The sequence below is a fragment of the Rhizobium sp. 57MFTsu3.2 genome, from assembly GCF_012932765.1.
Classification (GTDB): Bacteria; Pseudomonadota; Alphaproteobacteria; order Rhizobiales; family Rhizobiaceae; genus Rhizobium; species Rhizobium altiplani.
In genome coordinates this window covers 21107-46810 of record NZ_JDWI01000011.1, presented here as the reverse complement: position 1 = coordinate 46810, position 25704 = coordinate 21107, and the positions used below count along the sequence as shown (strand labels likewise).

Annotated in this window: 28 protein-coding genes; 18 read left to right on the top strand and 10 right to left on the bottom strand. The window is 60.3% G+C overall.

The genetic code is table 11. The features are described 5' to 3' along the window. Positions 1 to 199 precede the first annotated feature (199 nt). Positions 200 to 829 (bottom strand): ATP-dependent Clp endopeptidase proteolytic subunit ClpP, encoded by a 630-nt coding sequence (clpP, locus tag AF71_RS13940; protein WP_007792131.1) that lies wholly within the window; start codon positions 827 to 829, stop codon positions 200 to 202. A 424-nt stretch (positions 830 to 1253) separates the two neighbouring features. Between clpP and AF71_RS13935 the strand changes: the two genes are divergently transcribed. Beyond that, on the top strand, positions 1254 to 2459 hold the full coding sequence (locus AF71_RS13935; protein WP_113470091.1) for a GGDEF domain-containing protein: 1206 nt from the start codon (positions 1254 to 1256) through the stop codon (positions 2457 to 2459). 43 nt (positions 2460 to 2502) lie between these two features. Beyond that, positions 2503 to 3747, top strand: coding sequence for a cytochrome P450 (locus AF71_RS13930; protein WP_113470090.1), 1245 nt, complete (start codon positions 2503 to 2505; stop codon positions 3745 to 3747). A gap of 75 nt (positions 3748 to 3822) precedes the next feature. Here AF71_RS13930 and AF71_RS13925 read toward each other — a convergent pair whose 3' ends face one another. After that, complete coding sequence (locus AF71_RS13925; RefSeq protein WP_026371773.1) at positions 3823 to 5157, bottom strand: dicarboxylate/amino acid:cation symporter; 1335 nt, start codon at positions 5155 to 5157, stop codon at positions 3823 to 3825. Between the two features lie 238 nt (positions 5158 to 5395). Here AF71_RS13925 and AF71_RS13920 point away from each other — a divergent pair, with 238 nt between their 5' ends. Both AF71_RS13920 and AF71_RS13915 read left to right on the top strand, forming a co-directional pair. Continuing rightward, positions 5396 to 7258 (top strand): sensor histidine kinase, encoded by a 1863-nt coding sequence (locus AF71_RS13920; protein ID WP_018857073.1) that lies wholly within the window; start codon positions 5396 to 5398, stop codon positions 7256 to 7258. Next, positions 7255 to 8616, top strand: a complete 1362-nt coding sequence (locus tag AF71_RS13915) for a sigma-54 dependent transcriptional regulator (protein ID WP_113470088.1) — start codon at positions 7255 to 7257, stop codon at positions 8614 to 8616. The genes AF71_RS13920 and AF71_RS13915 overlap by 4 nt, the downstream gene beginning before the upstream one ends. A 54-nt stretch (positions 8617 to 8670) precedes the next feature. Here AF71_RS13915 and AF71_RS13910 read toward each other — a convergent pair whose 3' ends face one another. From AF71_RS13910 to AF71_RS13900, 3 genes are all read right to left on the bottom strand, one after another. Next, complete coding sequence (locus tag AF71_RS13910; protein WP_113470087.1) at positions 8671 to 9015, bottom strand: cupin domain-containing protein; 345 nt, start codon at positions 9013 to 9015, stop codon at positions 8671 to 8673. Between the two features lie 4 nt (positions 9016 to 9019). After that, positions 9020 to 10303: an O-acetylhomoserine aminocarboxypropyltransferase gene (locus AF71_RS13905; RefSeq protein ID WP_169681796.1), complete on the bottom strand. Its 1284-nt coding sequence runs from the start codon at positions 10301 to 10303 to the stop codon at positions 9020 to 9022. A gap of 110 nt (positions 10304 to 10413) precedes the next feature. Then, positions 10414 to 10842 (bottom strand): CoA-binding protein, encoded by a 429-nt coding sequence (locus tag AF71_RS13900; RefSeq protein WP_113470086.1) that lies wholly within the window; start codon positions 10840 to 10842, stop codon positions 10414 to 10416. Between the two features lie 104 nt (positions 10843 to 10946). Between AF71_RS13900 and AF71_RS13895 the strand changes: the two genes are divergently transcribed. Both AF71_RS13895 and AF71_RS13890 read left to right on the top strand, forming a co-directional pair. Beyond that, positions 10947 to 11276, top strand: a complete 330-nt coding sequence (locus AF71_RS13895; protein ID WP_169681794.1) for a hypothetical protein — start codon at positions 10947 to 10949, stop codon at positions 11274 to 11276. 412 nt (positions 11277 to 11688) lie between these two features. Continuing rightward, complete coding sequence (locus tag AF71_RS13890; RefSeq protein ID WP_169681792.1) at positions 11689 to 12525, top strand: EamA family transporter; 837 nt, start codon at positions 11689 to 11691, stop codon at positions 12523 to 12525. Here the strand turns inward: AF71_RS13890 and AF71_RS13885 are convergent, their stop codons facing one another. Then, complete coding sequence (locus AF71_RS13885) at positions 12526 to 13359, bottom strand: enoyl-CoA hydratase (protein WP_018857080.1); 834 nt, start codon at positions 13357 to 13359, stop codon at positions 12526 to 12528. A gap of 73 nt (positions 13360 to 13432) precedes the next feature. On the opposite strand from AF71_RS13885, the gene AF71_RS13880 reads away from it, so the two are divergent. The 8 genes from AF71_RS13880 to AF71_RS13845 all read left to right on the top strand — a co-directional run bounded on the left by AF71_RS13880 (position 13433) and on the right by AF71_RS13845 (position 19195). Beyond that, positions 13433 to 13864, top strand: coding sequence for a PaaI family thioesterase (locus tag AF71_RS13880; protein WP_018857081.1), 432 nt, complete (start codon positions 13433 to 13435; stop codon positions 13862 to 13864). 224 nt (positions 13865 to 14088) lie between these two features. Beyond that, a complete protein-coding gene (rplM, locus tag AF71_RS13875; protein WP_018857082.1) occupies positions 14089 to 14553 on the top strand; it encodes a 50S ribosomal protein L13 in 465 nt (154 codons plus the stop codon). Between the two features lie 2 nt (positions 14554 to 14555). Continuing rightward, complete coding sequence (rpsI, locus tag AF71_RS13870) at positions 14556 to 15023, top strand: 30S ribosomal protein S9 (RefSeq protein ID WP_018857083.1); 468 nt, start codon at positions 14556 to 14558, stop codon at positions 15021 to 15023. A 136-nt stretch (positions 15024 to 15159) separates the two neighbouring features. Beyond that, positions 15160 to 15462, top strand: a complete 303-nt coding sequence (locus AF71_RS13865) for an antibiotic biosynthesis monooxygenase (protein ID WP_169681791.1) — start codon at positions 15160 to 15162, stop codon at positions 15460 to 15462. 95 nt (positions 15463 to 15557) lie between these two features. After that, the gene (speB, locus tag AF71_RS13860) at positions 15558 to 16517 is read left to right on the top strand and encodes an agmatinase (protein WP_113470084.1); all 960 of its coding nucleotides are present in this window, start codon (positions 15558 to 15560) and stop codon (positions 16515 to 16517) included. A 63-nt stretch (positions 16518 to 16580) separates the two neighbouring features. Beyond that, positions 16581 to 17513, top strand: a complete 933-nt coding sequence (argC, locus tag AF71_RS13855) for an N-acetyl-gamma-glutamyl-phosphate reductase (RefSeq protein WP_113470083.1) — start codon at positions 16581 to 16583, stop codon at positions 17511 to 17513. Positions 17514 to 17527: 14 nt separating this feature from the next. Continuing rightward, on the top strand, positions 17528 to 18319 hold the full coding sequence (locus AF71_RS13850) for a sulfite exporter TauE/SafE family protein (RefSeq protein ID WP_169681789.1): 792 nt from the start codon (positions 17528 to 17530) through the stop codon (positions 18317 to 18319). A 102-nt stretch (positions 18320 to 18421) separates the two neighbouring features. Next, positions 18422 to 19195, top strand: coding sequence for a DUF4239 domain-containing protein (locus AF71_RS13845; RefSeq protein ID WP_018857088.1), 774 nt, complete (start codon positions 18422 to 18424; stop codon positions 19193 to 19195). A gap of 5 nt (positions 19196 to 19200) precedes the next feature. Here the strand turns inward: AF71_RS13845 and AF71_RS13840 are convergent, their stop codons facing one another. Continuing rightward, positions 19201 to 19608 carry a DoxX family protein gene (locus tag AF71_RS13840; protein ID WP_018857089.1) on the bottom strand — a complete coding sequence of 136 codons (408 nt, stop codon included), beginning with the start codon at positions 19606 to 19608 and terminating at the stop codon, positions 19201 to 19203. A 158-nt stretch (positions 19609 to 19766) separates the two neighbouring features. After that, complete coding sequence (locus tag AF71_RS13835) at positions 19767 to 20657, bottom strand: aminoglycoside phosphotransferase family protein (protein ID WP_169681787.1); 891 nt, start codon at positions 20655 to 20657, stop codon at positions 19767 to 19769. A 293-nt stretch (positions 20658 to 20950) separates the two neighbouring features. On the opposite strand from AF71_RS13835, the gene AF71_RS13830 reads away from it, so the two are divergent. From AF71_RS13830 to AF71_RS13815, 4 genes are all read left to right on the top strand, one after another. Further along, positions 20951 to 21094 carry a hypothetical protein gene (locus AF71_RS13830; RefSeq protein WP_156828753.1) on the top strand — a complete coding sequence of 48 codons (144 nt, stop codon included), beginning with the start codon at positions 20951 to 20953 and terminating at the stop codon, positions 21092 to 21094. A gap of 7 nt (positions 21095 to 21101) precedes the next feature. Next, positions 21102 to 22013 (top strand): dihydrodipicolinate synthase family protein, encoded by a 912-nt coding sequence (locus tag AF71_RS13825; protein WP_169681785.1) that lies wholly within the window; start codon positions 21102 to 21104, stop codon positions 22011 to 22013. Between the two features lie 116 nt (positions 22014 to 22129). Then, on the top strand, positions 22130 to 22393 hold the full coding sequence (locus AF71_RS13820; RefSeq protein ID WP_051085589.1) for a hypothetical protein: 264 nt from the start codon (positions 22130 to 22132) through the stop codon (positions 22391 to 22393). Positions 22394 to 22496: 103 nt separating this feature from the next. Then, positions 22497 to 22799: a DUF1883 domain-containing protein gene (locus tag AF71_RS13815; RefSeq protein WP_018857094.1), complete on the top strand. Its 303-nt coding sequence runs from the start codon at positions 22497 to 22499 to the stop codon at positions 22797 to 22799. On the opposite strand, the gene AF71_RS13810 is transcribed toward AF71_RS13815, so the two are convergent. Continuing rightward, positions 22800 to 24116 (bottom strand): replication-associated recombination protein A, encoded by a 1317-nt coding sequence (locus AF71_RS13810; RefSeq protein ID WP_018857095.1) that lies wholly within the window; start codon positions 24114 to 24116, stop codon positions 22800 to 22802. Next, positions 24113 to 25516: a DegQ family serine endoprotease gene (locus AF71_RS13805; protein ID WP_018857096.1), complete on the bottom strand. Its 1404-nt coding sequence runs from the start codon at positions 25514 to 25516 to the stop codon at positions 24113 to 24115. The genes AF71_RS13810 and AF71_RS13805 overlap by 4 nt, the downstream gene beginning before the upstream one ends. Positions 25517 to 25704 lie beyond the last annotated feature (188 nt).

The following is a 25704-nucleotide window of genomic DNA, read 5'->3' as shown; positions in this document are numbered from 1 at the left end:
TAAGGGGTACGAACCGGTCCAAACTAAGCTGTCCTGGCGCCGGCGGCAACGAACTCCCCTTCGACTGCCGATGCTATGTCATAAAAATTCAACATAGCATTAATACTTGAGATTGCCGCACCCGCCACCGGGTTTCTTCCCTTGTTCGATCACAAATGAGATAGAACTGTGGCGGATACAACACCATTCCTACTTCTCACTAGGCGGCATCACCTTCCATCTCGACGCGAGATGTCAGGACCTTGTCGATGACACCCCAGGTCTGAGCCTCGTCCGCATCCATGAAGTGGTCGCGGTCAAGGGTCTTTTCAACTTCCTCGTAGGTGCGGCCTGTATGCTTGACGTAAACTTCGTTCAGGCGGCGCTTCATCTTGAGAATATCGCGGGCGTGACGCTCGATGTCAGATGCCTGACCCTGGAAGCCGCCTGATGGCTGATGCACCATGATGCGGGAATTCGGGGTGGCAAAGCGCATGTCCTTGTGGCCGGCAGCAAGCAGCAGCGAGCCCATGGACGCAGCCTGGCCGATGCAGAGCGTCGAGACGGCTGGCTTGATGAACTGCATCGTGTCGTAGATCGCCATGCCGGCAGTCACAACGCCGCCTGGAGAATTGATGTAGAGCGCAATTTCCTTCTTCGGGTTTTCGGCCTCGAGGAAGAGGAGCTGGGCGCAGACGAGCGTCGCCATGTGATCCTCGACAGGCCCGGTCAGGAAGATGATGCGTTCCTTGAGCAGGCGCGAATAGATGTCGTAGGAGCGTTCACCGCGATTGGTCTGTTCCACGACCATCGGCACGAGGGCCATAGCGGTATCGACTGGGTTTCTCATGTGCGTCCTTTGTCAACGTCTGCCGGCTATGGCCGGGAATCAAAGAAAATGCCTATCCCTACATAGAGCTTCCCTGCCCTCCTCTTCAAGACGCGCCGATGGATAACGTGAAGAGGGACCGGAGCAAGGCGAACAACTTTTCGCCCGATGTACGCTGATTCCGACGAAATAGATTCGAGGAACGGGCTACGATCGCGCTGTCGCACAGCTTTTGTCGGCATCAGGATAAACGAATTCTGAATCCGCCCGCAACTGCCCTTCATTCACAGAAAGGAAAGCCTAAAGACAACTCCGCACAAAAATGCAGTGGCGCGCAAGCACAATTAATGAAGATGCCAGTTTTTTCCGAAAGGATACGCGCAATACAAGGGGTACTGCCGTGTTCAATGTTACGACTGGATTAGCCATTTGGTGCTCCGAAGCCATGACGCTCGCGCTGGTAGCGTTCATGGCCTGGCGCCACAATGTGCGAAACAAGGCCTATTTCTATTGGGGAACGGGCTTTCTCCTTAGCGGCGTGGGTTTCGCAATGGCGGCCCTGCGCGGGCAGATACCCGCCATCCTTTCCATCGAGATCGCCAACACGATCGCACTATCTGGGCAGAGCGCGTGGGTTGCCGGGTACCTCGCGCTTGATCGTCGCAAGCTCGAATGGTGGGCATTGCTGCCACCGCTCGTCTGGCTGGGCGGCGTCTTCCTGCCGTGGGTCAACGACGACTACACCAATCGCGTCATTCTCTACAATCTAGCCTCAGCCACCGGCGCGACGGCACTCGCGATGGCAGTCTGCATGGCAGGCAAGCGCAACGAGGGCTCGAGAGGCAAACTCGGCGCCATCTTCGTGGTCCAGGGCGTCCTGTGCTTCGGTACTGCGCTGGCAATGGCAATCCTCGGCCCCACTGATGCGGAAGCTGTCAACTTCGCGGGCAGCGCCGCGATGGCAACGGGCTTCCTGCTCATCCTGGCGTGCGCTCTCACCTGCCTCGTCATCATGGAGCGCTCGGAGAAGCATCTTCGCATGCTCAGCCTCACCGATTCTCTGACTGGCGTCTTGAACCGACGCGGCCTCTTCGGACGCTTCGATGCCATCCGGGAACGTGCATTCAACAGTAACCGTCAGGTCGCCGTGTTGCTTTTCGACCTCGACCACTTCAAGCGCGTCAACGACCGGTTCGGCCATCAGGCCGGCGACGTCGTGCTGACAGTGTTTGCCCGATTGGCCAATCAATTCGTGCCGGATGGAGCTTTCGGCCGCATGGGGGGCGAGGAGTTTGCAGCCTTCACGACCGTCGCCGACCAGACAGAAGCTGAAGCGCTGGCAGAGACGATCCGGGCGGAGTTTTGCCGTGTGCCCGTGAGCACCGGCGACGCGATCGTCCCGGCAACATTCAGCACCGGCGTTGCCCTTGCCTCAGCCATCGAGGCAAACATGGACAAGCTCGTATCGGCAGCCGATCGGGCGCTCTATGCCGCAAAGGCAGCCGGCCGCAACTGCACCGTCATCTTCGGTGAAGCCGAAGCCGCGGCACCACTGCCTCCGCAGCCGGATCAAACAAGTGGCGAACTGGTTCCAACACTCGACGACCAAATCCACGCGCTCCGCCGCGTTGGATCGCTGTCGAGAGGCTGACCCTATCTTTTCGAGGCTTGGCAAATCCGCTAAGCCTCGAAGCATGATGATCCCACCATTTCTTTCCATCGATCCCGCCACACGCCACGTCTCGCTGGACGCAAGCAATCCTGCCTTTTACAGCGATCCGAACAGCGTCTACGCGGCTCTGCACGCGCATTGCCCCACATTCTATTGGGAGCAGCAGAAGCAGTGGTTCTTCACAGGCTATGACCATGTGAACGGCCTGCTGCGCGATCGCCGCTTCGGCCGCCAGATCCTGCACATCGCAAGCCGTGAAGAACTCGGCCTTCCCGAACCGGAACAGCACGTGGCGAATTTCGATCTCGCGGAACGATACTCGCTGCTTGAACTGGAGCCGCCTGAGCACACGCGTCTGCGAACGCTCGTCAACCGCGCCTTCGTGTCTCGTCACGTTGAGAAGATGAAGTCGGAAATCGCCGAGCTTGCCAACAAGCTCATCGACGGCTTCGGGAAAAACAACGAAGTCGAGCTGCTTTCGGCGTTTGCCGACATCATTCCGGTGACGATGATTGCCCGCATGATCGGCATTCCGGAGGAAATGGGACCGCAACTCCTGGAGTGGTCGCATGCCTACATCCGCATGTATCTCTTCGGCCGAACCCGCGAGGACGAGGATGGCGCCGAACGGGCCGCGAAGGCGTTCTCGGACTATGTAAAGACGGTCATTGCCGAGCGTCGCGCCAACCCGCGGGACGACCTTCTGACGCACATGATCCACACCGAACACAAGGGCCAGTATCTCACAGAGGACGAGCTCGTTTCGACGACGATCGTATTGCTCAATGCCGGTCACGAGGCGACGGTGCACCAGATCGGCAACTCGGTGCGCATCATTCTGGACAGCGGACGCGATCCGGCCGACCTTTTTAAGGACGAAGCCACCACCGAGCGAACCGTCGAAGAGTCCCTGCGTATTTGCGCACCGGTCCACATCTTCCAGCGCTGGGCGCTGGAGCCCGTCGAGATCGACGGCATTTCGTTCAAGCGCGGCGACAAGGTGAGCCTCATTCTGGCGGCAGCCAATCTCGACCCGACAAGATTCAGTGATCCGCTGACGTTCAAGCCTGACCGCAATGAGGCCGCCAACGTGTCCTTTGGCGCGGGTATCCACTTCTGCATCGGGGCGCCGTTGGCTCGGCTCGAACTGAACGTCGTCCTGCCAATTCTCTTCGAGAGACTACCTGGGCTCAGGCTTGCCCGTACACCTGTTGTGAAGGACGTCTATCACTTCCACGGATTGGATCGGCTGGATCTCGCCTGGTAGGCACCAATGGAAAGGGTCCGCGTTCCGGAGAACGCGGACCTCTCTGTCATGCTTCCAACACCTTACGGTTTGGCGTTATTCCGCGGCCTGCAGAGCCGGCACACCGTCGACCGGTTCCGGAGGCAACCTGCCGGCCATGGCCGCAGCAAACCTCGTCTGATCAAGTTCATTTTCCCAGCGGGCGACGACGACCGTCGCGACCGCGTTGCCGACAAAGTTGGTCAGCGCGCGGCATTCCGACATGAAGCGGTCGATACCGAGGATTAGCGCCATACCTGCCACTGGAACCGAGGGCACTACCGAGAGCGTTGCGGCAAGCGTAATGAAGCCGGCACCGGTGATGCCGGCAGCGCCCTTGGAGCTCAGCATCGCGACCAGCAGAAGCAGGATCTGGTCTGCCAGCGTCAGCGGGGTATCCGTCGCCTGAGCGATGAAGAGGGCTGCGAGCGTCATATAGATGTTCGTGCCGTCGAGGTTGAAGGAATAGCCGGTCGGAATGACGAGACCGACGACAGAGCGCTTGCAGCCTGCCTGTTCCATCTTGGCCATGAGGCCCGGAAGCGCGGCTTCCGAAGAAGACGTACCGAGCACCAGCAGCAGCTCCTCCTTGATGTAACGGATCAGCGCAAGGATCGAAAACCCGTTGTAGCGGGCAACCGCACCGAGAACGACCAGAACGAAGAGCAGCGATGTCAGATAGAAGGTACCGATCAGCATTGCCAGGTTTGCAATGGAGCCGATGCCGTATTTGCCGATGGTGAACGCCATGGCGCCGAAAGCGCCGATCGGAGCTGCCTTCATCAGGACCGCCACCAGCTTGAAGACCGGCACCGTCAGTGACTGCAGGAAGTCAGCGACCGGCCGACCGCGATCGCCGACCATGGCAAGCGCGATACCGAACAGGACGGAGAAGAACAGCACCTGAAGAATGTCGCCGTCGGCAAAAGCACCAACGATCGTGTTCGGGATAATGTTCATCAGGAAGCCCGTGACGGTCGAGTCATGAGCCTTTTCCGCGTAGCTTGCGACGGCCTTGGTATCCAGCGTCGCCGGATCGATATGCATGCCGGCGCCCGGCTGTATCACGTTGGCCACCAGCAGGCCGACAGCCAATGCCAGCGTCGAAAAGACGAGGAAGTACAGCATCGCCTTGCCGGCAACGCGTCCAACCTTCTGCAGGTCCGACATGCCGGCGATGCCGGTTGCAACGGTCAAGAAGATGACGGGGGCGATGATCATTTTGACGAGCTTGATGAAAGCGTCGCCGAGCGGCTTCAGAGCCGTGCCGATATCGGGATAGAAATGACCGAGCAGGATGCCAGCACAGATGGCGGCAAGAACCTGCACGTAGAGAAGCCGATAGAAGGGAACCTTGCCGCGCGGCTGCGCGACTGGAAGTGCTGCACCCATGATGTCCTCCATGTGCCCCAAAACCAACGGTGGCCTCCCGGGGCGATTGCGTTACCAATTCAACAGCCACGCGGCTGTTGCGGAGGTTTTGCAACATGCGTGCCAAGTTGCGACGCCGCTATTAAGATATTGATTTCGCAACAGTCTATTGTTCGTCCGCGCCGTAAAGCAAAAGAGATGAGCGCATTTTCGCACAAATTGATTTGACGTGAGTGCGGAATTACGCACAGAGTGAACAATGCTTCAATCCTCGTCGAGATCGGATTTCGGTTCCTTCCACCGTGCCAGCCGGCGGGTACGGCGAACGTGGATCCTCTTTGCTTCGGTTTCGGCAGCGCTGATCCTTGCCACGCTGTTCGGCGCGACCGTCTATGGGCGTCGCGCCGCCATCGATACGATTGTGAGCCAGAGCCGGACCGATGCGAGCCTGAAGGTGGCGCTGCTCAACGCCGTTCTGGAGAGGCCACGCGCCCTGCCCCTGCTTCTTGCCGAGGACCAGCAGGTTCTCGATGGCCTCTCGTCCAAAAGCAGCGATGCAATCGACATCTTGAACCGGAAGCTGGAGCGACTTGTCACGGGAACGCAGGCCGCGGTGCTCTACGTCATTGGTCCCAACGGTATCGCTGTCTCCTCGAGCAACTGGCGGGAGCCCATCAGCTTCGTCGGCAACGACTACGCCTTCCGCGATTACTTCCGAAAGGCGATGGATGAAGGAACCGCCGAGCATTTTGCCCTAGGCAGTGTCAGCAAGCGCCCTGGCCTCTACATTTCGCGCCGCGTCGGCAGTGCGGCGGCGCCCCTTGGCGTCGTGGTCGTCAAGCTCGAGTTCGACCAGCTTGAGAGCGATTGGCGCGATACGCATCGTCCTGTTTATGTCACCGACAATCGCGGCGTTGTTCTGATCACCAGTATCCCCTCCTGGCGTTTTATGATCAACGGTCCGGTGCCTGAGGCTGAGCTTGCCGCCATCCGCAACAGCCAACAGTTCGGCGATGCGCCGTTGGCGAAATTGCCTATCATGCGGCCCCGGCCAATCGATGCCGAGGCCTCGCTTGTTTCCGCCGTTCTTCCCGGCAGTGGCGAAGGCGAATATTTGCGCCTAGCAACGCCAGTTCCCACCACCCCATGGCATCTCGAGTATCTGGTACCGACCGATGCCCCGGTCGCCGCGTCCGTTCGAGAAATGCGCCTACTGTCGCTTGCCGTCCTTCTGCCCATTCTCGCCATCGCAGCGTTTCTCCTATGGAGGCGCCAGGCGGCCGCGACCAAGATCGCGGAAGAACAAGCCATGCGCGAGGAGCTGGAGCGAAGGGTCGTCGAGCGAACCGACGATCTCAGCAGGGCGCGCGACCGTCTGCAGGCCGAAATCTCCGATCACAGGGAAACCGAAGCAAGGCTGCAGGTCGTGCAGCAGGAACTGGTGCAGGCGAACCGGCTCGCGATCCTCGGCCAGGTGGCGGCGGGCGTGGCCCACGAGATCAACCAGCCGGTCGCGACCATACGCGCCTATGCAGACAACGCCCGCGTCTTTCTGGAACGCCGGCAGACGAATCAGGTGGACGAAAACCTGGAGGCGATTGCCGGCCTCACCGAACGGATCGGAGCGATTACCGACGAGTTGAAGGCATTTGCGCGCAAGGGCCGCGTGGCGCCGGAGCCCGTGGAATTGCTGAGTGTTATTGATGGAGCGGTTGTTCTGCTGAAAAGCCGCTTTGCCGGACAACTGGAAGCACTCGATATTCGGCCGCCTCCAGCGAGGCTATGCGTACTCGGCAACCGGATCCGGCTTGAACAGATCCTGATCAACCTGTTCCAGAATGCTTTGGAGGCCCTTGACGGGCGAGCCGACGCGAAGGTCGACGTCTCGGTGACAGAGACAGGCGACGAAGTTGCAATCAAGGTCGCCGACAACGGCCCGGGGATTTCGCCTGACATCCTGAAGTCGCTCTTCACGCCGTTCAATACGTCCAAGGAAAGAGGTTTGGGTCTCGGCCTCGTCATTTCCAAGGACATCGTGGCCGACTATGGCGGCCGCATCGACGTGACGAGCGATGCGAACGGAACCTGCTTTACGGTGCACCTGCGGAAGGCCATGGCATGACCGATGTAACGCCGATTTTTCTCATCGATGACGACAAGGACCTGCTGCGGGCAACGAAGCAGACGCTTGAGCTCGCCGGCTTTTCCGTTTCGGCTTTTTCCGACGCGGGGGAAGCACTGGCGGCATTGAGCCCGGAATTCGCAGGCGTCGTAGTTTCCGATATCCGGATGCCTGGGATCGATGGCCTGCAGCTCTTCGGTCGCGTGCGACAACGGGACGAGGATCTGCCGGTCATCCTGGTCACAGGACATGGCGATATTCCGATGGCGGTGAAAGCCATGCAGGACGGAGTCTATGATTTCATCACCAAGCCGTTCGCGACAGACCGGCTCATCCAGAGCGTGCGGCGCGCCGCCGAAAAGCGTCGTCTCGTGATGGAAAACAGGTCTCTGCGCAAGGCGACCGAAGAGGCACGCGACGACCTTCCGCTGATCGGCCAGACGCCGGCGATGGAGCGGCTGCGCCACACCCTGCGACAGATTGCCGACACCGATGTCGACGTTCTCCTGATGGGAGAAACCGGCAGCGGCAAGGAGGTCGTGGCAAGCCTGCTCCACCGCTGGAGTCGACGCGCATCCGGCAATTTCGTCGCACTCAACTGCGGTGCGCTGCCGGAAAGCGTGGTTGAAAGCGAGCTGTTCGGTCATGAGCCCGGCGCCTTCACCGGCGCGCAGAAAAAGCGCATCGGTCGCATCGAGCATGCGAGCGGCGGAACGCTTTTTCTCGACGAGATCGAGAGCATGCCGCCGGCAACCCAGGTGCAGATGCTGCGTGTGCTCGAGATGCGCGAGGTTACGCCGCTTGGCACCAACGAGGTCCGACCGGTCGACCTGCGTGTTGTCGCCGCCTCCAAGATCGATCTCAGTGATCCCCGCCAGCGTGGCGACTTTCGTGAGGATCTTTATTATCGGCTCAATGTCGTGACGATCTCGATCCCGCCACTCAAGGAGCGAAGGGATGACGTTCCGCTGCTTTTCGGCTACTTCGCCGAGCGCGCCGCGAGCCGCTTCAAGCGAGACGTGCCCACGATCCCCTCGTCGATCCATCGCCACCTGCGGGAATACGACTGGCCGGGCAACGTGCGCGAACTGTCACATTTTGCCGAACGGTTCGTGCTCGGCGTCGGGCAGGTCTCGGATCGTGCTCCGGCAGCAGAACCGGAGACGGATGGAGCCTTGTCGCTTCCGGACCGGCTCGAACGCTACGAGGCCCACATCATTCGCGAAGCTCTGAACGCCAATGACGGCGACGTCCGCCGCACGATCGCGGACCTCGGCATTCCCAGGAAGACATTCTACGACAAGCTCCAGCGCCACGGCATCGTCCGCAGCGATTTCGCCTCTTCCGACAGAAGCTAGCCCCTGTGACCGCCGTGCCGATCGGTGACCAGACCTTCGCCTTCCGCCACGCAGTCAAAGGCGGACGACATAATCCTTGCGAGTCGTTTCAACCACTTCCCAGGTTCCCCTAAAGCCGGGCCTGAGGATCATCCGATCGCCTGCGCGAAGATGCACAGCGTCACCACCGTCCTCCGTGACAACAGAGTGGCCCGAAAGCACGTTGAAATATTCCCACTCGTCATAGGCGATCCGCCACTTGCCGGGCGTCGCCTCCCATATGCCGGAATAGAGGCCGCCATCGGCCTCCTCCAAGTTCCAGGTTTTGAACTGCGGGTCGCCGGCCAGTATGCGGTCGGCATCCGGGGCGCCGAACTCCGGTTCGACGCCGTTGATGTCAAAAGTCAGGTAGTTTGCCATTGCCTCAAATCTTCGCCAGCGATTGCTCGAGATCGGCGATGATATCCTTCACGTCCTCGATGCCAACCGAAAGGCGAACGACGTCGGGCCCGGCGCCGGCGGCGATCCTTTGCTCGTCCGTCAATTGCCGGTGCGTGGTCGATGCCGGATGGATCACGAGCGAGCGTGTGTCGCCAATGTTGGCGAGATGCGAGAACAGTTCCAACCCCTCGACCAGCGTCTTGCCGGCCTCGTAGCCGCCCTTGACACCAAAGGTGAAGACGGAGCCGGCGCCCTTCGGCGAATAGCGCTGCTGCAGCGTGTGGTTCGGGTCGTCCTCGAGGCCGGCATAATTCACCCAGGCGACCTTGCTGTGCGCCTTCAACCACCCTGCGACGGCTATCGCGTTATCGCTGTGGCGCTGCATGCGCAGCGGCAACGTCTCGATGCCGGTCAGGATCAGGAATGCATTGAAGGGAGAAATGGCCGGACCGAGATCGCGCAGGCCAAGCACGCGGCAGGCGATGGCAAATGCGAAATTGCCGAATGTCGAATGCAGGACCACGCCGTTATATTCCGGCCGCGGGCTAGACAGCATCGGATAGTTGCCGGACTTCGACCAATCGAAGGTCCCGCCATCGACGATCATGCCGCCCATGGAGTTGCCGTGACCGCCCAGGAACTTCGTCAGTGAATGCACGACGATATCGGCACCGTGTTCGATCGGCCGGATGAGATAGGGGCTCGCCATGGTGTTGTCGACAATCAGAGGCAGGCCATGCTTGTGCGCCACTGCCGCGATCGCAGCGATGTCGACGAAGGTACCGCCGGGGTTTGCGAGGCTCTCGATGAAGATTGCCCGCGTCTTGCCATCGATCTGGCTTTCGAAGCTCGCGGGATCCGCGGAATCTGCCCAGCGAACCTGCCAGCCGTAATTATCGAAGGCATGACCGAACTGGTTGATAGAGCCTCCGTACAGGCGCTTCGCGGCCACGAAATTCTCGCCGGGGCGCATCAGCGTGTGAAAGACAATCACTTGGGCCGCATGGCCGGACGCAACGGCAAGCGCCGCGGTGCCACCTTCGAGTGCCGCGACGCGCTCTTCGAGCACGGCCTGGGTCGGGTTCATGATCCGGGTGTAGATGTTGCCGAACTGCTGCAGACCGAAGAGGGCCGCCGCGTGATCCGAATCGTTAAAGACAAAAGCCGTCGTCTGGTAGATCGGTGTCGCGCGTGCGCCGGTCGTGGGGTCGGGCTGTGCCCCCGCATGAACTGCCAACGTATTGAAACCCGGACCGCTCTTGGCCATGAAATCCTCCCATTCAGCTTGATCGAATGGCGGCGAGCATAGCGAACAACCGCGAAAAGTTAATCGCGTTCTTTTTCAACCCAGGCACGTTATTTGGAAAATCCAACCACTCAGCCGATGAGGCGGGGATACTCAATTGCCGGGCAGCGATCCATGGCGACCTTGATGCCGGCAGCCTCGGCTCTTGCCGCTGCCGCATCGTCACGTACACCAAGCTGAGACCATATCACCTTCGGCCGCGGGCTCATTGCCAATGCCTCGTCGACAACACCCGACAGAAATTCCGAAGCCCGGAAGACCTCGACCATATCGACCAATACCGGGACATCGGCAAGCCGAGCGTAGACCGTCTGGCCATGGATCTGCTTACCTGCCTGACCGGGATTCACGGGGATAACGTTGTACCCCCGAGACAGCAGATAGCCCATCACGCCATTGCTCGGTCGCGCGGGGTTCGGTGACGCGCCCGTCAGGGCAATCGTCTTCACGGAACGCAGAATACCGAGGATGTAGTCATCCTCATACCTATCGTGATTCAAGGACTTCGCCTCCAATAACAATCGCGTTTACTTCGGGGTTGGTTGAAACCAGGCTGATCGTTTCAGCGTATATAGGAATTAGGACGCAGCAGGAGGATTTTCCCATGAAAAAATTGGTTGTCGCGATCGCCTTCGTCATGGCCGCCTCCCCGGCACTGGCCATTTCGAGATACAATGCGCTCGGCATGAGCTGCCAGGCAGCGCGCGCGGCGATCCATAACGAGGGCGCCGTGATCCTTCGGTATCCGTCGAAACGAGTGAGCGGCATGACATTGTTCGACCGCTACATTCGCAACAGCAACTATTGCGACCCCAATCAATATGCTGAATGGACGACCATTCCTACGAAGGACAATCCGAGGTGTCGCGTGCTGAACTGCCAGAATATAGACAACTTAGACGGGATGTTTATCATTCCCGATTATTCGCTGTAAAAGCTTGTTTCTGCTGTCCCAAATCGCGACGCTTTAGCCTCGCGGGCTCAAGCGCGCGCGTCACAAAATTTCGGCTAAGCGATGGATTCCGTGATGGCTTTTGTCACAGTTTTGTGAGAATCTGCGGTGGCAAATCCGTAGCCTCCGTCACCGTTCTATGTATATCCTGTATATGTTCACATATGTTCTTGCATATGTTAGCAACGCCTCATGGTTGAACAGGCGACCATCGAGCAAATACCTCTGGTGTACGTTCCTCTTTTATCGATTTGAGGGCCAGCATCCTCAGGTTGCTTGACGGGCGACCGGGAGCCAGTGTGGTCCGTCCTGTCATCGAACGGGATTGATTTTTACCAAGAGCGGCGTAACAACAATTCCACAATCGCTGTTTTCACACCGCCCGGTGGTCTTTTTGCCAATCCACGTCATTTTGCTCGTTCTATTTGGTGCCCTGTTGCACGCGACATGGAACGCCATGATCAAGGCGGGCACGGACAAATCGCTCGATGCCAGCCTCATTTCGGCAGGCGGTGCCGTGTGCGCTCTTCCCTTCCTGATGTTCCTGCCATTGCCGAACTCGGCCGCATGGCCATTCATCGGCGCTTCCGCTGTTCTCCAGTTCGCGTATTTTCAGCTCGTCGCAGGCGCATATCGCGCAGGCGACATCGGCCTTGTCTATCCGCTGATGCGCGGGTGCGCTCCGCTGCTGATTGCGGCCACCAGCGGTTTCATCCTGAACGAGACACTGTCGACCGGCTCGCTCCTCGGCACGATGACGATCTGCGCCGGTATCCTGACGCTGGCCTTCGAGGCGCGAAAAGGCAGCGGCCACGCGATCAGGCTGGCCCTCGCCAATGCCTGCGTGATTGCGACCTACACCTATGTCGACGGTGTCGGCGCCCGCGTCTCGGGCAATGCCATCTCCTATACGCTATGGATGTCGCTGCTGCCGCCGGTATTGCTATTCACCTGGGCGATCTCCAAGCGCGGCGCCGTCGCAGTCGCCATGCATGTCCGCTACAACTGGTGGCGCGGCCTGATCGGTGGCGGCGGATCGATCGCGTCCTACGGCCTCGCCCTTTGGGCGATGACCAAGGCCCCGGTGGCAACTGTTGCGGCGCTGCGCGAGACGTCGATCCTCTTCGCCCTGCTGATCTCAGTCATCGTTTTGAAGGAAAAGGCCAGTCCCTGGCGCTATCTCGCCGGCGCAATCATCGCCGCAGGCGGGCTGATCCTGAAACTCGGCTAGCTATTCGCCGGTCCACTGCGGCATGCGCTTGGACAGGAAGGCCCCAATCCCCTCCTCGGCATCGGCGGTCAGCATATTGTCGACCATGACCTGAGCAGCATAGCCGTAGGCTTCCTCGACGGGCATTTCGAGCTGGCGGTAGAATGCCTCCTTGCCGATCTTCAGCGTCAACGGCGATTTGCTTGCAATGACGGACGCGTATTTGGTGACGACCTGCGTCAGATATTGCTTCGGCACGATGCGGTTCACCAGGCCGAAATCCTTCGCGGTCGAGGCGTCGATCGTCTCACCGGTGAGCAACATCTCCATCGCCTGCTTGCGATGCGCCGCGCGGGACACGGCCACCATGGGGGTCGAGCAGAACAGGCCGATATTGACGCCGGGCGTACAGAAGGTTGCCGTATCGGTGCAGATCGCAAGATCGCAGGAGGCGACAAGCTGGCAACCGGCAGCCGTTGCGAGGCCGTCGATCTCGGCGATGACAGGCTTTGGCAAGCGGGTGATTTCGAGCATGAGATCAGCGGCCAGCGCAAAGGTTTCTTCGAAGAATGCCTCGCCGCCGTCCTCATCGGCCCGATGCGCGGTCAATTCCTTGAGGTCGTGGCCGGCAGAGAAGACATTGCCGGTCGATGCGATGATGACCACGCGAACGGCAGCGTCCTCGGCGGCGCTCTGGAGCTCACCGATCAGGGTCTCCATGACGGCGATCGAGAGCGCATTTGCAGGCGGATTGCTGAGCGTCAGCCGCAGGATGCCATCGCTCAATTGCGGGATGACGAGCGCGCCCTCGCCCGCTTTGCTCGGGTCCTTCCGAAAGGATACGACTTCGGCCATGGTCTAACTCCCTGCATTGCTATTTCGTGCTAATTGTTCTGCCACAGGCGACAAGCAATTTCGAGGCAAACTCATGCAGCCGGTCATGACGATCGACGAGCTCCACCGTTTTCTGGATACGGACTTTCCGCAGATCCACACGGGTGGGCGCGTATTTGCGATCACCGAGATCACACCCGGCAGCGTCTCGATGCGGCTGGACCCGAGCGAGAGGCACTTGCGCCCCGGCGGCACCGTCTCCGGACCAGCCCTTTTCACCTTGGCGGATGTGACGGCCTATGCAGCAGTATTGGCGCATATCGGGCCGGTGGCGCTGGCGGTTACCGCCAATCTCAACATCAATTTCCTGCGCCTGCCGAAGCCTAGACCGACGACTTGCACCTGTCGGATTCTCAAGCTTGGCAAGCGGCTCGCCGTCATCGAGGCCTCGATTTTCCAGGAAAGTGCGGACGAGTTGATCGCTCATGCGACGGCGACTTACTCCATTCCGCCGCGCGAAATATGAGGTAACACAATACCACATATATAACATATTGATTTTACTGATACATTTTTGCTGCACGCCAATTCGTAAATATTGACCCCAGGCTGCTTTGCCTCTATAAACACCACCAGAAATGCAGCCTTTCCGTGCTGCTTTCTTTTTGGTGCGTCTTCGGACAGCCAAACCAAGCAACAAGAAACGCCCTCTCGCCTTCGGGCCGAGGGATCCAAAAGAGAGTAACAACTATGGCAACCTTCTCCCAGAAGCCTGCAGAGGTGGAGAAGAAGTGGGTCATCATCGACGCCGAAGGGCTCGTCGTTGGTCGTCTCGCTTCCATCATCGCTATGCGTCTGCGCGGCAAGCACAAGGCAACTTTCACGCCTCACGTTGACGACGGCGACAACGTTATCGTCATCAACGCCGACAAGGTCGTTTTCACCGGCAAGAAGTACTCCGACAAGGTTTACTACTGGCACACCGGTTATGCCGGCGGCATCAAGGAGCGTACCGCTCGCCAGCTCATCGAAGGCCGCTTCCCGGAGCGCGTTCTCGAGAAGGCTGTTGAGCGCATGGTTCCGCGCGGCCCGCTCGGCCGTCGTCAGATGAAGAACCTCCGCGTTTACGCTGGTTCCAATCATCCTCATGAAGCACAGCAGCCTGTCGTTCTCGACGTCGCCAAGCTGAACAAGAAGAACGTAAGGAGCGCCTAAGAATGGCTGACCTCTCCTCCCTGAAGGATCTCGGCACGTCCGAAGCAGCTGCTGCTCCGGCTCACGTCCGTAAGGTCGACTCGCTTGGCCGTTCCTACGCGACCGGCAAGCGCAAGAACGCTGTTGCCCGCGTTTGGGTCAAGCCGGGTTCCGGCAAGATCATCGTCAACGGCAAGGAATTCGCGGAATACTTCGCACGCCCGGTTCTGCAGATGATTCTGCGTCAGCCGATCGTCGCTGCTGCCCGTGACGGCCAGTTCGACATCGTTGCAACGGTTGCAGGCGGCGGTCTTTCCGGCCAGGCCGGCGCCGTTCGTCACGGTCTTTCCAAGGCCCTCACCTACTTCGAGCCGGGCCTGCGCTCGGTCCTGAAGAAGGGCGGCTTCCTGACCCGCGACAGCCGCGTTGTTGAACGTAAGAAGTACGGTAAGGCCAAGGCCCGCCGTTCGTTCCAGTTCTCCAAGCGTTAATCGCTGCGGAATATCGACTACGAAAGGCCGGGCGCTTCGCCCGGCCTTTTTGTTTGGTGGCTGCTTGAAGCGGCCCGTTCCCTTGCCAGTTCTACTGCATTCCAGGCGCTTCACGCGCATCCCAAGGGAGGCAGGAATGACCAAGCAAGCAATCTATGTCGAACTGAAAGCAAAATCCGGCAAGGAAGAAGAAGTGGCGACGTTCTTGAAGAGCGCGCAGGCGCTTGTCGAACAGGAGCCCGGTACCGTGACGTGGTTTGCCATTCGCTACGACCAGAGCACATTCGCCATCTTCGATACCTTTGACGATGAGGCAGGCCGGCAGGCGCATTTGAACGGCAAGCTGGCCGCGACGCTGATGGCACGAGCAGCTGAACTGCTTGCCGAAGCGCCGCAACTGAAGACACCCGAGGTGTTGGCCGACAAGCTGCCGGGGTAAAACCAGTTTGGCCGAGCGACCAGAACCGTTTTGGCCTTTCGGTTTGAGATTCGTTTCTGGTAGGCATAGCGACCAACACCCTCGAGGAGCATCTCTTGGCCAACAAGTCGATCGACCACGCATTCACGGCAACGAGCCTCACATCGGCCGCCAGCGACCCCACCTTCGCCGGGGCGCTGTCGTTCATGCGTCGCCGCTTCACCAAGGAACTGGCCGACGCGGATGCGGTCGTCTGGGGCATCCCTTTCGATGCCGCGACATCCAATCGGCCGGGCACGCGGTTCGGACCGCAAGCGATACGGCGTGCGTCGGCGATCTTCGACAACGACCCGCAATATCCATTCAACCGCGATCTCTTTGCCGAGATGGCCGTGATCGACTATGGCGACTGCTTGCTCGACTACGGCAACCACCACGAGACGCCCGCAGCAATCGAACGGCAGTCGAAGGCGATTGTCGACAGCGGTGCATTCATGCTGACCCTTGGCGGCGATCATTTTGTCACCTGGCCGATCCTCAAGGCGCATGCCGCCAAGCACGGACCGCTAGCACTCGTCCAGTTCGATGCGCATCAGGACACCTGGTTCGACGACAACAGGCGGATCGATCATGGCTCGTTCGTGGCGCGGGCCGCGCGGGACGGCATCATCGATCCCGATCGGTCGATCCAGATCGGCATCCGCACCCACGCACCCGAGGATTTCGGCATTCATATTCTCTACGGCCATCAGCTTGAGGAGATGACTCCGAGCGATATCGCCTCGACGATCATCTCGCATACCCGCGGCGCGCCGGCCTACCTGACCTTCGATATCGATTGCCTCGATCCCGCCTATGCGCCCGGCACCGGTACGCCTGTGGCAGGTGGTCCCTCGAGCGCCAAGATTCTCTCGGTGCTGCAGCGTCTGCACCAGCTGGATATCCGCGGCGCCGACGTCGTCGAGGTCTCGCCGCCCTACGATCATGCGGACATCACCGCCATTGCGGGGGCGACGGTCGCGATGTATATGCTTGGCCTACATGCCGAGCGCCGCGCAAGCGCGTCACACGGCTGACTCATCCCTCTTACAAAATGATTCCGGACTTCTTTCTAACCTGTTGAAAGTGTGAGCGAGACAATGGCACCGAAGATCTTCATCGATGGCGAACATGGCACGACGGGCTTGCAGATCCGCACGCGCATGGCCGGCCGCCGCGATGTCGAGCTTCTGTCGATCCCGGAAGCGGAGCGTCGCAACGCCGCGATGCGCGAGGACATGCTGAACAGCGCCGATATCGCGATCCTCTGCCTGCCCGACGACGCTTCGAAGGAAGCGGTGCAGATGGTCTCGGGCAACAACAACGTGCGTGTCATCGACACCTCCACGGCGTTCCGTGTCAATCCTTCCTGGGCCTATGGCTTCGCGGAGATGGACAAGGAGCAGGCAGAGACGATCAAGGCGGCGCGTTTCGTCGCCAATCCGGGCTGCTACCCCACCGGCGCGATCGGCCTCATCCGGCCGATGCGCGCTGCCGGCATTCTGCCCGACGGCTATCCGGTCACGGTCAATGCGGTCTCCGGCTACACCGGCGGCGGCAAGCAGATGATCGCGCAGATCGAGGATCAGAGCCGGGAGGATGCGATCACCGCGCCGCACTTCCTCTACGGGTTGACGCTGGCACACAAGCACGTGCCCGAGATGAAGATCCACGGCCTGCTGGATCGCGCACCGATCTTCTCGCCGTCTGTCGGCAAGTTCCCGCAGGGCATGATCGTTCAGGTACCGCTGCATCTCGACGATCTTGCCGAGGGCACGACGCTCGAAAGCATCCACGCTGCTCTTGTCGCTCACTATGCGGGCCAGGACATCGTGACGGTGGTGCCGCTGGACGAGAGCCGCAAGCTCCCCCGTATCGATGCCGTCGAGCTTGCCGGCAAGGACACGATGAAGCTCTTCGTGTTCGGCACGCCGGGTGCGTCTCAGGTCAACCTCGTTGCGCTGCTCGACAACCTTGGCAAGGGTGCCTCGGGCGCCGCGGTTCAGAACATGGACCTGATGCTCGCCTCCTAATCCCGGAACCGATCATGTCGCTTGAGACGCTGCTGGCGAACACGAGCGCGTGGTTTGTTGCCGCCCTACCAGACCGCGGCATTTCATCGCTCGTCGCCATAGCCTTGATTGCGGGACTGGCACGCGGCTTCTCCGGATTCGGCGCGGCGCTGATCTTCGTTCCGCTTGGCGGCGCAATCATAGGTCCGAAGCTGGTATCGCCCGTCCTGCTCGTCATCGATGGCCTGGCGACGCTTGGTATGATTCCCCCGGCTTGGCGCAGCGCAAACCGGCGTGAAGTCTTCACCATGGCAGCGGGCGCGGTGCTTGGCGTGCCTGCCGGGACGGCAGCGCTGGCGCTGGTGGATCCGCTGACGTTGCGCTGGGCGATCACCGCGATCGCCATTTGCCTGCTTGCGTTGCTGGTTTCCGGGTGGCGATACCATGGCGAGCCACTGGTCTCGCTGACCTCCACGACAGGTCTCGTTGCCGGCCTCTTCAGCGGCGCTGCCCAGCTCGGTGGACCGCCGGTCGTTGCCTATTGGCTCGGCGGCAAGACCGATTTTGCCCGGGTGCGGGCAAACGTCATTCTCTATTTCGCGATCTCCACCTGCTTCAGCGTCGTCAGCTACTATTTTGGCGGGCTGTTCGTTGAGGCCGTGTTTGCCCTGACGATCGTTATCCTGCCGAGTTACACCATCGGTCTCTATGCCGGCTCGAAACTGTTCGGGCTCGCCAAGGAGAGCACGTTCCGAATGATCTGTTATCTGCTGATCGCAGCCTCCGCCATCATGGGAATGCCGCTGCTCGATGGGGTCCTCCGGTAGGGTCCAACACACCGCCGAATGGCGGAGCGCGAAGCCGCGCAACCGTCGTTGATCAATGGTCCACTGCCGCATAAAGTCGTGCCCGACCTTGGGGGAGCGCGCATGAGTGCAGTCGTCCTGTTCGGTGTTGCCTTTATCGGCGGTACGGTTCTCGTAACGCTGGTCTTCTATTTTGTGATGCGTCTGATCATGGGCGGCGATCCGACTGGCAAGGACAGAGAGCTAGCCGGCGCCATCGTCATGCGAATATCGTCGCTGCATGCGCTGATCCTGGCGCTCGTCTTCGCCCAGGAGATGATCGAGTACCAGCAACTGAAGTTCGAAAGCGTCACGGAAGCGAACGCAATCGCAGACGTGTATTTCGACGCTGATCGCTACGGCGTCAACGAGAAGGCGCCCATCCAGCAAGCGCTCTTCGAGTATGTGCAGATCGTCGTCGACGAGGAGTGGCGCATGCTTGGAGACACTGGGCAGCTATCGCCCACGGCGTGGAACAAGTGGGACAGCGTCTATCAGCGGGTGCTCGACCTGACGCCGACCAATGTGCGCCAGCAAAGCATTCGCGAACATATGCTTGGTGATGTGCACCGTATCGCGGAGGCGCGGGACAAGCGTGAAAACAGCGGCACCGATTCCATCAGCATCATCTTCTGGTTCGCGGCGATTTCGGGGCTCGTGTTCATGGCGCTCGGCTACTATCCCTACCCGCCGGATGCGCGAAACCTGCTGCTGCTTTCGGTGCTCGGCGCGTTCACCGGCATCATTCTTTTCTTCATCTACGCGTTCTCAGACCCCTACAACCCGCCGGCTACGATGAAGCCGACGGCGTTCGAGCGCCTGCTCGATGAATTGGCAAACCCTCCGCCCTCCGGATAGCTGACCTATCGAGCCATCAGCGGCGAGCGCGTCTTCAGGACCAACGCGTCCCCCGGTCCATGCACCGCCGCGTAGAGCAGGCCTGCGAGGAAGGTGAAGTGATCCACGAAGAAACCGAACTCCGCCTGATTCGCGCTCCAATGGCTTGGGCCATGGAAGGCGAAGGCCAGGAATATCACGTAGATGCCGGCCAGAACCGAGGCTTCCGAGAAGAAGGCTCCCGTCAGGAATGCCAGCGTCAGGGCAAGTTCGAAGAACGCCGCTATCCACGCCAGGAAGAGCGGGAAAGGAAAGCCCGCCGCGGCGATATAGCTCGCGGTGGCTTGTATATCCATGAACTTGAAACTCATGGCCATCGCGAAAATGGCGCCGAAGATCAGTCGCGCCAGCAGAATTGCGAACGTTTTGCTCATGCTATCTCTCCCTCGGCCCGAAGCCGTTCGTTGTCCAAATTTCCGGCTTTCTGCGTCCCGCGATTGCGGTTCTACTAACCTTCCCCCATAGGACGCAGCGGGACCTTCTCTCCCGACATCCAGCCGCCATTATTTTCGACAGCGCAATTCCGAGAGCGTCATGCCCACGCCAGGTAATCGGCCAGCACGTCTTCGATGACCTGCCAAGATCTCCTGACGTCTACGGGATTTGCGCCGGCCATGCCGGCGGCGACGATCAGGGCCTTCCATAGCGTCCATCCGCGGCCGCGTGCCCACGTCCCCACGTCGAGCGGACGTGCCTTTCGAAACACCTGGCGGCTCTGTCCCTCGAACATGTGCCAGGTGATTGCGAGATCACAGGCGGGGTCGCCGACGCCCGACGTCCCGAAATCGATCACGGCATCGAGGCGACCGTTCCTGACTAGAAGGTTGCCATAGGCGACGTCGCCATGAAACCACACAGGCGCGCCTTGCCACGAAGTCGAAAGCGCGGCTTCCCAGACGTCCGTCGCCAGTTGCGTGTCGATCCGACCATCCAAACGCACAAGCGCCTCGCGCGTTTGCGCGTCGTAGACATACAGCGATCCGCCGCGAAAAAAGTTGTGCGAGCCGGGCGGAGGTCCCCCTCTGGCGTCCACCGCCTGCAACGCATCGAGGAAACCGGCCAGGGTGGTGGCGAACTCACTGAGGTCGTCGATGCGTTCCGTCAGCGCCGTCTCACCGTCACGCCACTCATAAACCGACCACGGCCAGGGATAGCTCTCGTCCGCCCTCCCCATCGCCAGAGGCACGGGTATCGGCAGAGGCAGCTGCGGCGCAAGAACCGGCAGCCACTGCTGCTCCTTGGCGACCTGTTCGGCATAGTGAGCAGCGCTCGGCAACCGAACCGTCATCGCCGTGCCAAGGTGGAATGTCCTGTTGTCCCATCCGCCGAACTCGACGGGCCGGATCGCCAGATCAGCCCACTCCGGAAACTGCGTGGCAATCAGCCGACGCACGAGCGCGGTATCGATTACTGGGCCATCCATTGTTCTGGCAGTCCTCCCTGAAGGTGCCGGCATAATGTCGGCCTTTCCCAGCAGAGATCAATCCTAAGGTTGTCTTCGACCTTTCGACTTTGAATCAAGACCCTGAGAAGATGAATCCAAGCTCGCCGCTAATCGCCTGAAATTCATGGTATTTCTCCGGCGCCGCCGCCTTCGTCGGATCCGCGTCTTTATGCGATTTCTATATCACGCTGCTTGTACTCGAATGGAATTCCTACCGTGAATGGCGTTAGCCTTCCCATGAAATGCGAAGGTTGAAAGCCATGCGAGATTTCATGCTACCCAATGCCCCGATCCCCCGCCCGCGCCGCCCGGCACCGAAACGGCAGATGCGCGAGCGACGCACGGCCCAGGCGCTCATCCTGTTCGGGGTCGTGCTTGCCGCTGTTGAACTCTACGTCATTCTGGGCGGCCTTTGAGCGCAGCATGCCAGCTGACAGACCGTTGCGCCTCGGCGCCACCACGACCGCGCTCATCACGCCGTTTCGCGACGGAGCACTCGACCTTCCCGCACTGGAACGACTGGCGGAGCGACAGATCCGCGGCGGTGTCGACGGGCTTGCCGTCTGTACACTGACCGGAGAAGGACCGACCCTCACCAGAAGCGAGCGCGCCGCAGTCATCCGGACCTGTGTCCGCGTTGCCGGCGATCTTGTTCCCGTCATTGCCGCAACCGGCACGAACGCTACGGCAACGACGATCACCTTTACGCTAGACGCCGAGGAGCTTGGCGCCAGTGCTGCCCTAGTGACGCTTCCGTACTATTCCAAGCCTGGACAGAAGGGCATTGTCGGTCACTTCGCTCAGCTCGCGACCGCAACGAGCCTTCCCTTGATCGTCGAAAACAACCCGATGCGCACGGCAATCGATATGACCTTGCCGACACTCGCCGCGCTCGCCGATATCCCGTCAATCGTCGGCTTGGCCCTTGCGGAGGGCAACGCCGTCGCTACGTGCCCGGTGCCCTTCTGGCGTCAACGCTTCCTGCTTCTTTCCGATCGCGACGCAACGGCCCTCTCCTTCCTCGGCAGCGGCGGCAACAGCATCATCTCGGCTGGCGCGAACGTGTACCCGCGTCTGTATGCCTCGCTGCAGCAGGCGGCGCTCGGCGGCAATCTCCCAGCTGCGCGCTTGCTCGATGACAGGCTGGCCCCACTGACAGGAGCGCTAGGCCCCGAGGCCGACCCCGCTGCAATCAAGAACGCGTTGCGGACATTGTTGCCGATCGATCCGGAAGTCCGAATGCCGCTTCTGGCCCTGGATGCCGATGGAGAACAGCTTATTTCGCAGGCGCTCTCGCGCGTTTCCGAGATTCAAGATGCCGCTTTATATATATGATATTTTTATATTTTCCTGATCACCGGCCAATGGAAGGCGAATGCGAGTACCACTACCTTCCTGAGCGTGGCACAGCGCTGCAATCCAGCGCAGAAGACAATTCGAAAGGAAATTCGATGCCCTCTCTTCAATCTGCGTCCGCAATCGAACCCCTCCAACGCCAGGGTTCTGCACGCTTCACCATCGGCCAAGACCGAAATGGCCGCTGGGTCGTGCAGGACCGCAAAGGGCTCGTTGGAGGCGTCTTCATCAGCGAACACGCAGCACGCCATTTCGCAGCCGATGAATGCGATCACAAGCCCGAGCAGATTTGCCGCGCCGCGGATGGCATCGTCCTGCAGTTCGGCGCGCTAGAGCGCGGCGAAAAGGAAATCCACTGATACATCGTGATTGGTGGCGGGCCAGCTGGCCCGTCGCCAATGGCAAACGCTTCCTTAACTGGAAGGGCCTATGGTGCTGGCGTAGAGAAGATGCCACGAGACCATGCCGAAACCAAACTTTCGCTTTACCCACTACGATCTGAAGGAACAGCGCGCCGGGACGATTATCGAGGTGACGTTGAACGCGGTGGCGAATGTGCGCCTGATGACTGCGCCGAACTATCAGCGCTTCACCGAAGTCCTCGACTTCAAATATGTCGGCGGCGTCGCGCGGAAGTCTCCCATCCGTCTGTCCATTCCCGACAGCGGACATTGGCATCTGGTCGTGGACATGGAAGGCCATCATGGCCTTGCGGAATCAGCGGTGAAGCTCGTCGCTCCCGCAGGGCAGATGCGAGCCTCCTGATCAGCGCTGATTGCGCTCCTTCCTGAGCTTTGCCCACCATTCAAGGCGTTTGCGGATATCCCGCTCGAAGCCGCGTTCTGGTGGATCATAAAAGGTCTGTCGGCCCATTTTCTCCGGGAAGTAATCCTGGCCCGAAAAGGCGTCCGGCTCGTCGTGATCGTAACGATAGCCCTCGCCGTAACCCTCGCCCTTCATCAGCTTCGTCGGCGCATTCAGGATGTGCTTCGGCGGCAGAAGCGAACCATTCTGCTTGGCGGCCATGGTCGCGGCCTTGAAAGCCGTATAGACGGCGTTCGACTTCGGTGCGGTCGCGAGATAGACGCAGGCCTGCGCCAATGCCAGTTCGCCTTCGGGTGAGCCCAGGTAGTCGTAGGCGTCCTTCGCCGCGTTGCAGATCACCAGCGCCTGCGGGTCGGCAAGGCCGATGTCCTCGACAGCCATGCGAACGAGGCGCCTGCCTAGATAAAGGGGGTCTTCGCCGGCGTCGAACATGCGCGCGAGATAGTAGAGCGCTGCATCGGGGTCGGAGCCACGGACGGACTTGTGAAGCGCGGAGATGAGGTTGTAGTGCCCATCCTGGGCCTTGTCGTAGACCGGGGCGCGGCGCTGCACGATGCGCGTGAGGCCCTCCGTATCAAAAGTCTCCTTCTCGCGCGCGGCACGCCATACTTCCTCGGCAAGCGTCAGAACGGCGCGTCCGTCACCGTCCGCCATTCTAAGCAGACTGACGCGGGCGTCTTCCGTCAGCGGCAGCGCCTTGCCTTCGGCAGCCTCGGCACGCTTCATCAATTCTTCGAGGCTTTCATCGTCATGCGACTTGAAGGTCAGCACCCGTGCGCGGGACAGCAAAGCCGCATTGAGCTCGAATGAGGGATTCTCGGTGGTGGCGCCCACGAGGATGACGGTGCCGTCCTCCATCACCGGAAGGAAACTATCCTGCTGCGCCCTGTTGAAACGATGAATCTCATCGACGAAGAGCAGCGTCTGCCGGCCATCCATTCGACGCAGCCGTGCCGCCTCGAATGCCTTCTTGAGATCGGCCACGCCTGAAAAGATCGCGGAGATCTGTTCGAAGGCGAGACCCGCCTCGCCCGACAACAATCGGGCGACAGTCGTCTTGCCGGTGCCGGGCGGCCCCCAGAAAATCATCGAGCCGAGCGAACCGCTCTCGATCATGCGCCGCAACACGCCGTCTTCGCCGGTCAGATGCTCCTGGCCAGTGACTTCCGAAAGCGTGCGGGGCCGCAGGCGATCGGCAAGAGGCCGCCGGTTGGCGACCTCCTCGGGAATGCGCGGTGCAAAGAGATCGTCACTCATCGGAAAAACTGTCGGATTCGCTGGCCATCGCGCTCGATCTCGACGCGCCAGAAGCTGGGATCCTCGTCGGCGATCGCTGCGAGTTCCTTGGTATTCTTCACTTCCGTGCCATTGATCGAGATTATGATGTCTTTTGGCTCAAAGCCGAGGCGAGCGGCAAGGGAGTCTTCCTTCACCTCGGAAACAACGACGCCGGTCGATTCCGAAGGCATGCGCAGCTCGTCGGCAACACGCGGTGAGAGATTTTCGACAACAGCGCCCGTGAAGGGCGTGCGGCCGCCGATCGTACGCTGGTCGCGTGGCGCCGTCTCGGGCGCTCTGTCGAGCGCTAGTGCGATCTGCTGCTCGCGGCCGTTCTCGACCACGGTCAATTTAACCGACTTGCCAAGCCCTACCGTGGTCAGGCGATAGAGCAGCGCATCCGGATGCTCGACCGGAATGCCATCGACGGCGGAGACGATCTGCCCGGCTTTCAATCCGGCCTTGGCCGCCGGGCCACCCTCGGTAACCTTGACGACAAGCGCACCGCGCGCCTTGTTGAGGCCGAGCGCTTCGGCAACCTCGGACGTCACCGCATCGAACGTGGCGCCAACATAGGGCCGCTCGAAGGACTTCACGCCGGCATCCGCAGACGCAAGGAACACCTTCACGAGATTGGCCGGGATCGCAAAGCCGATGCCGTTCGAACCGCCGCCGCGCGAGAAGATCGCCGTGTTGATCCCGATCAGCTCGCCATTCATGTTCATCAGCGCGCCGCCGGAGTTGCCGGGGTTGATCGACGCATCCGTCTGAATGAAGAAGCCAAACTCGTTCTTGACCACCTGATTACGTGCCAGCGCCGAAACGATACCGCTGGTGACCGTCTGGCCGACACCGAAGGGATTGCCGATCGCCAGGACGAGATCACCGACCTCGACGGCATCGGAATTGCCTAGCGCGAGGGTCGGGAAGGTCTCTTTGGTGTCGACCTTGAGGACGGCAAGGTCGACACGGTCATCTCGCAGGACAACCTTGCACGGAAACTCCCGCCCGTCCGAAAGCGCGACCTTGATGTCATCCGCGCCTTCCACGACGTGGTTGTTCGTTACGATCGTTCCGTTCGCCTCGACGATGACGCCCGATCCCAGCGACGACTGCTTCTCGCTTCGGTTCGGCATCTGCTGACCGAAGAACTCTTCAAAGAAGGGGTCGCCCCCGAAAGGAGACTGCCTGCGGACGGTCTTTTCGGCATAGACGTTCACAACGGCGCCTGCCGTCTGCTTGACGAGCGGCGCGAAGGAGAGCTGCATCTCCAACTGGCTCTGCGGTACGGTCTTGGCGGTTTGAGCATTGGCGGAAACCGGCAGCGCAAGCACCAGAGCCACGAGAGGCAGGGCCGTGCGCTTCAACAGGTCATGCATGGGGATTCCTTCTGAAATTCGCTCTTGAACACGTTGTAGCGCCGGACGCTAGAAAGGAAAGAGGGCGGAAGCATGGAAGAACAAGGCAGCTCACGGACTACTGATCAAGCTTCCCAAACTGATTCAAAAACGAACTCTATGCGACTGATATCTAATGCCAAAGGCAAGCCGAAGTCACCCGAAGGAGA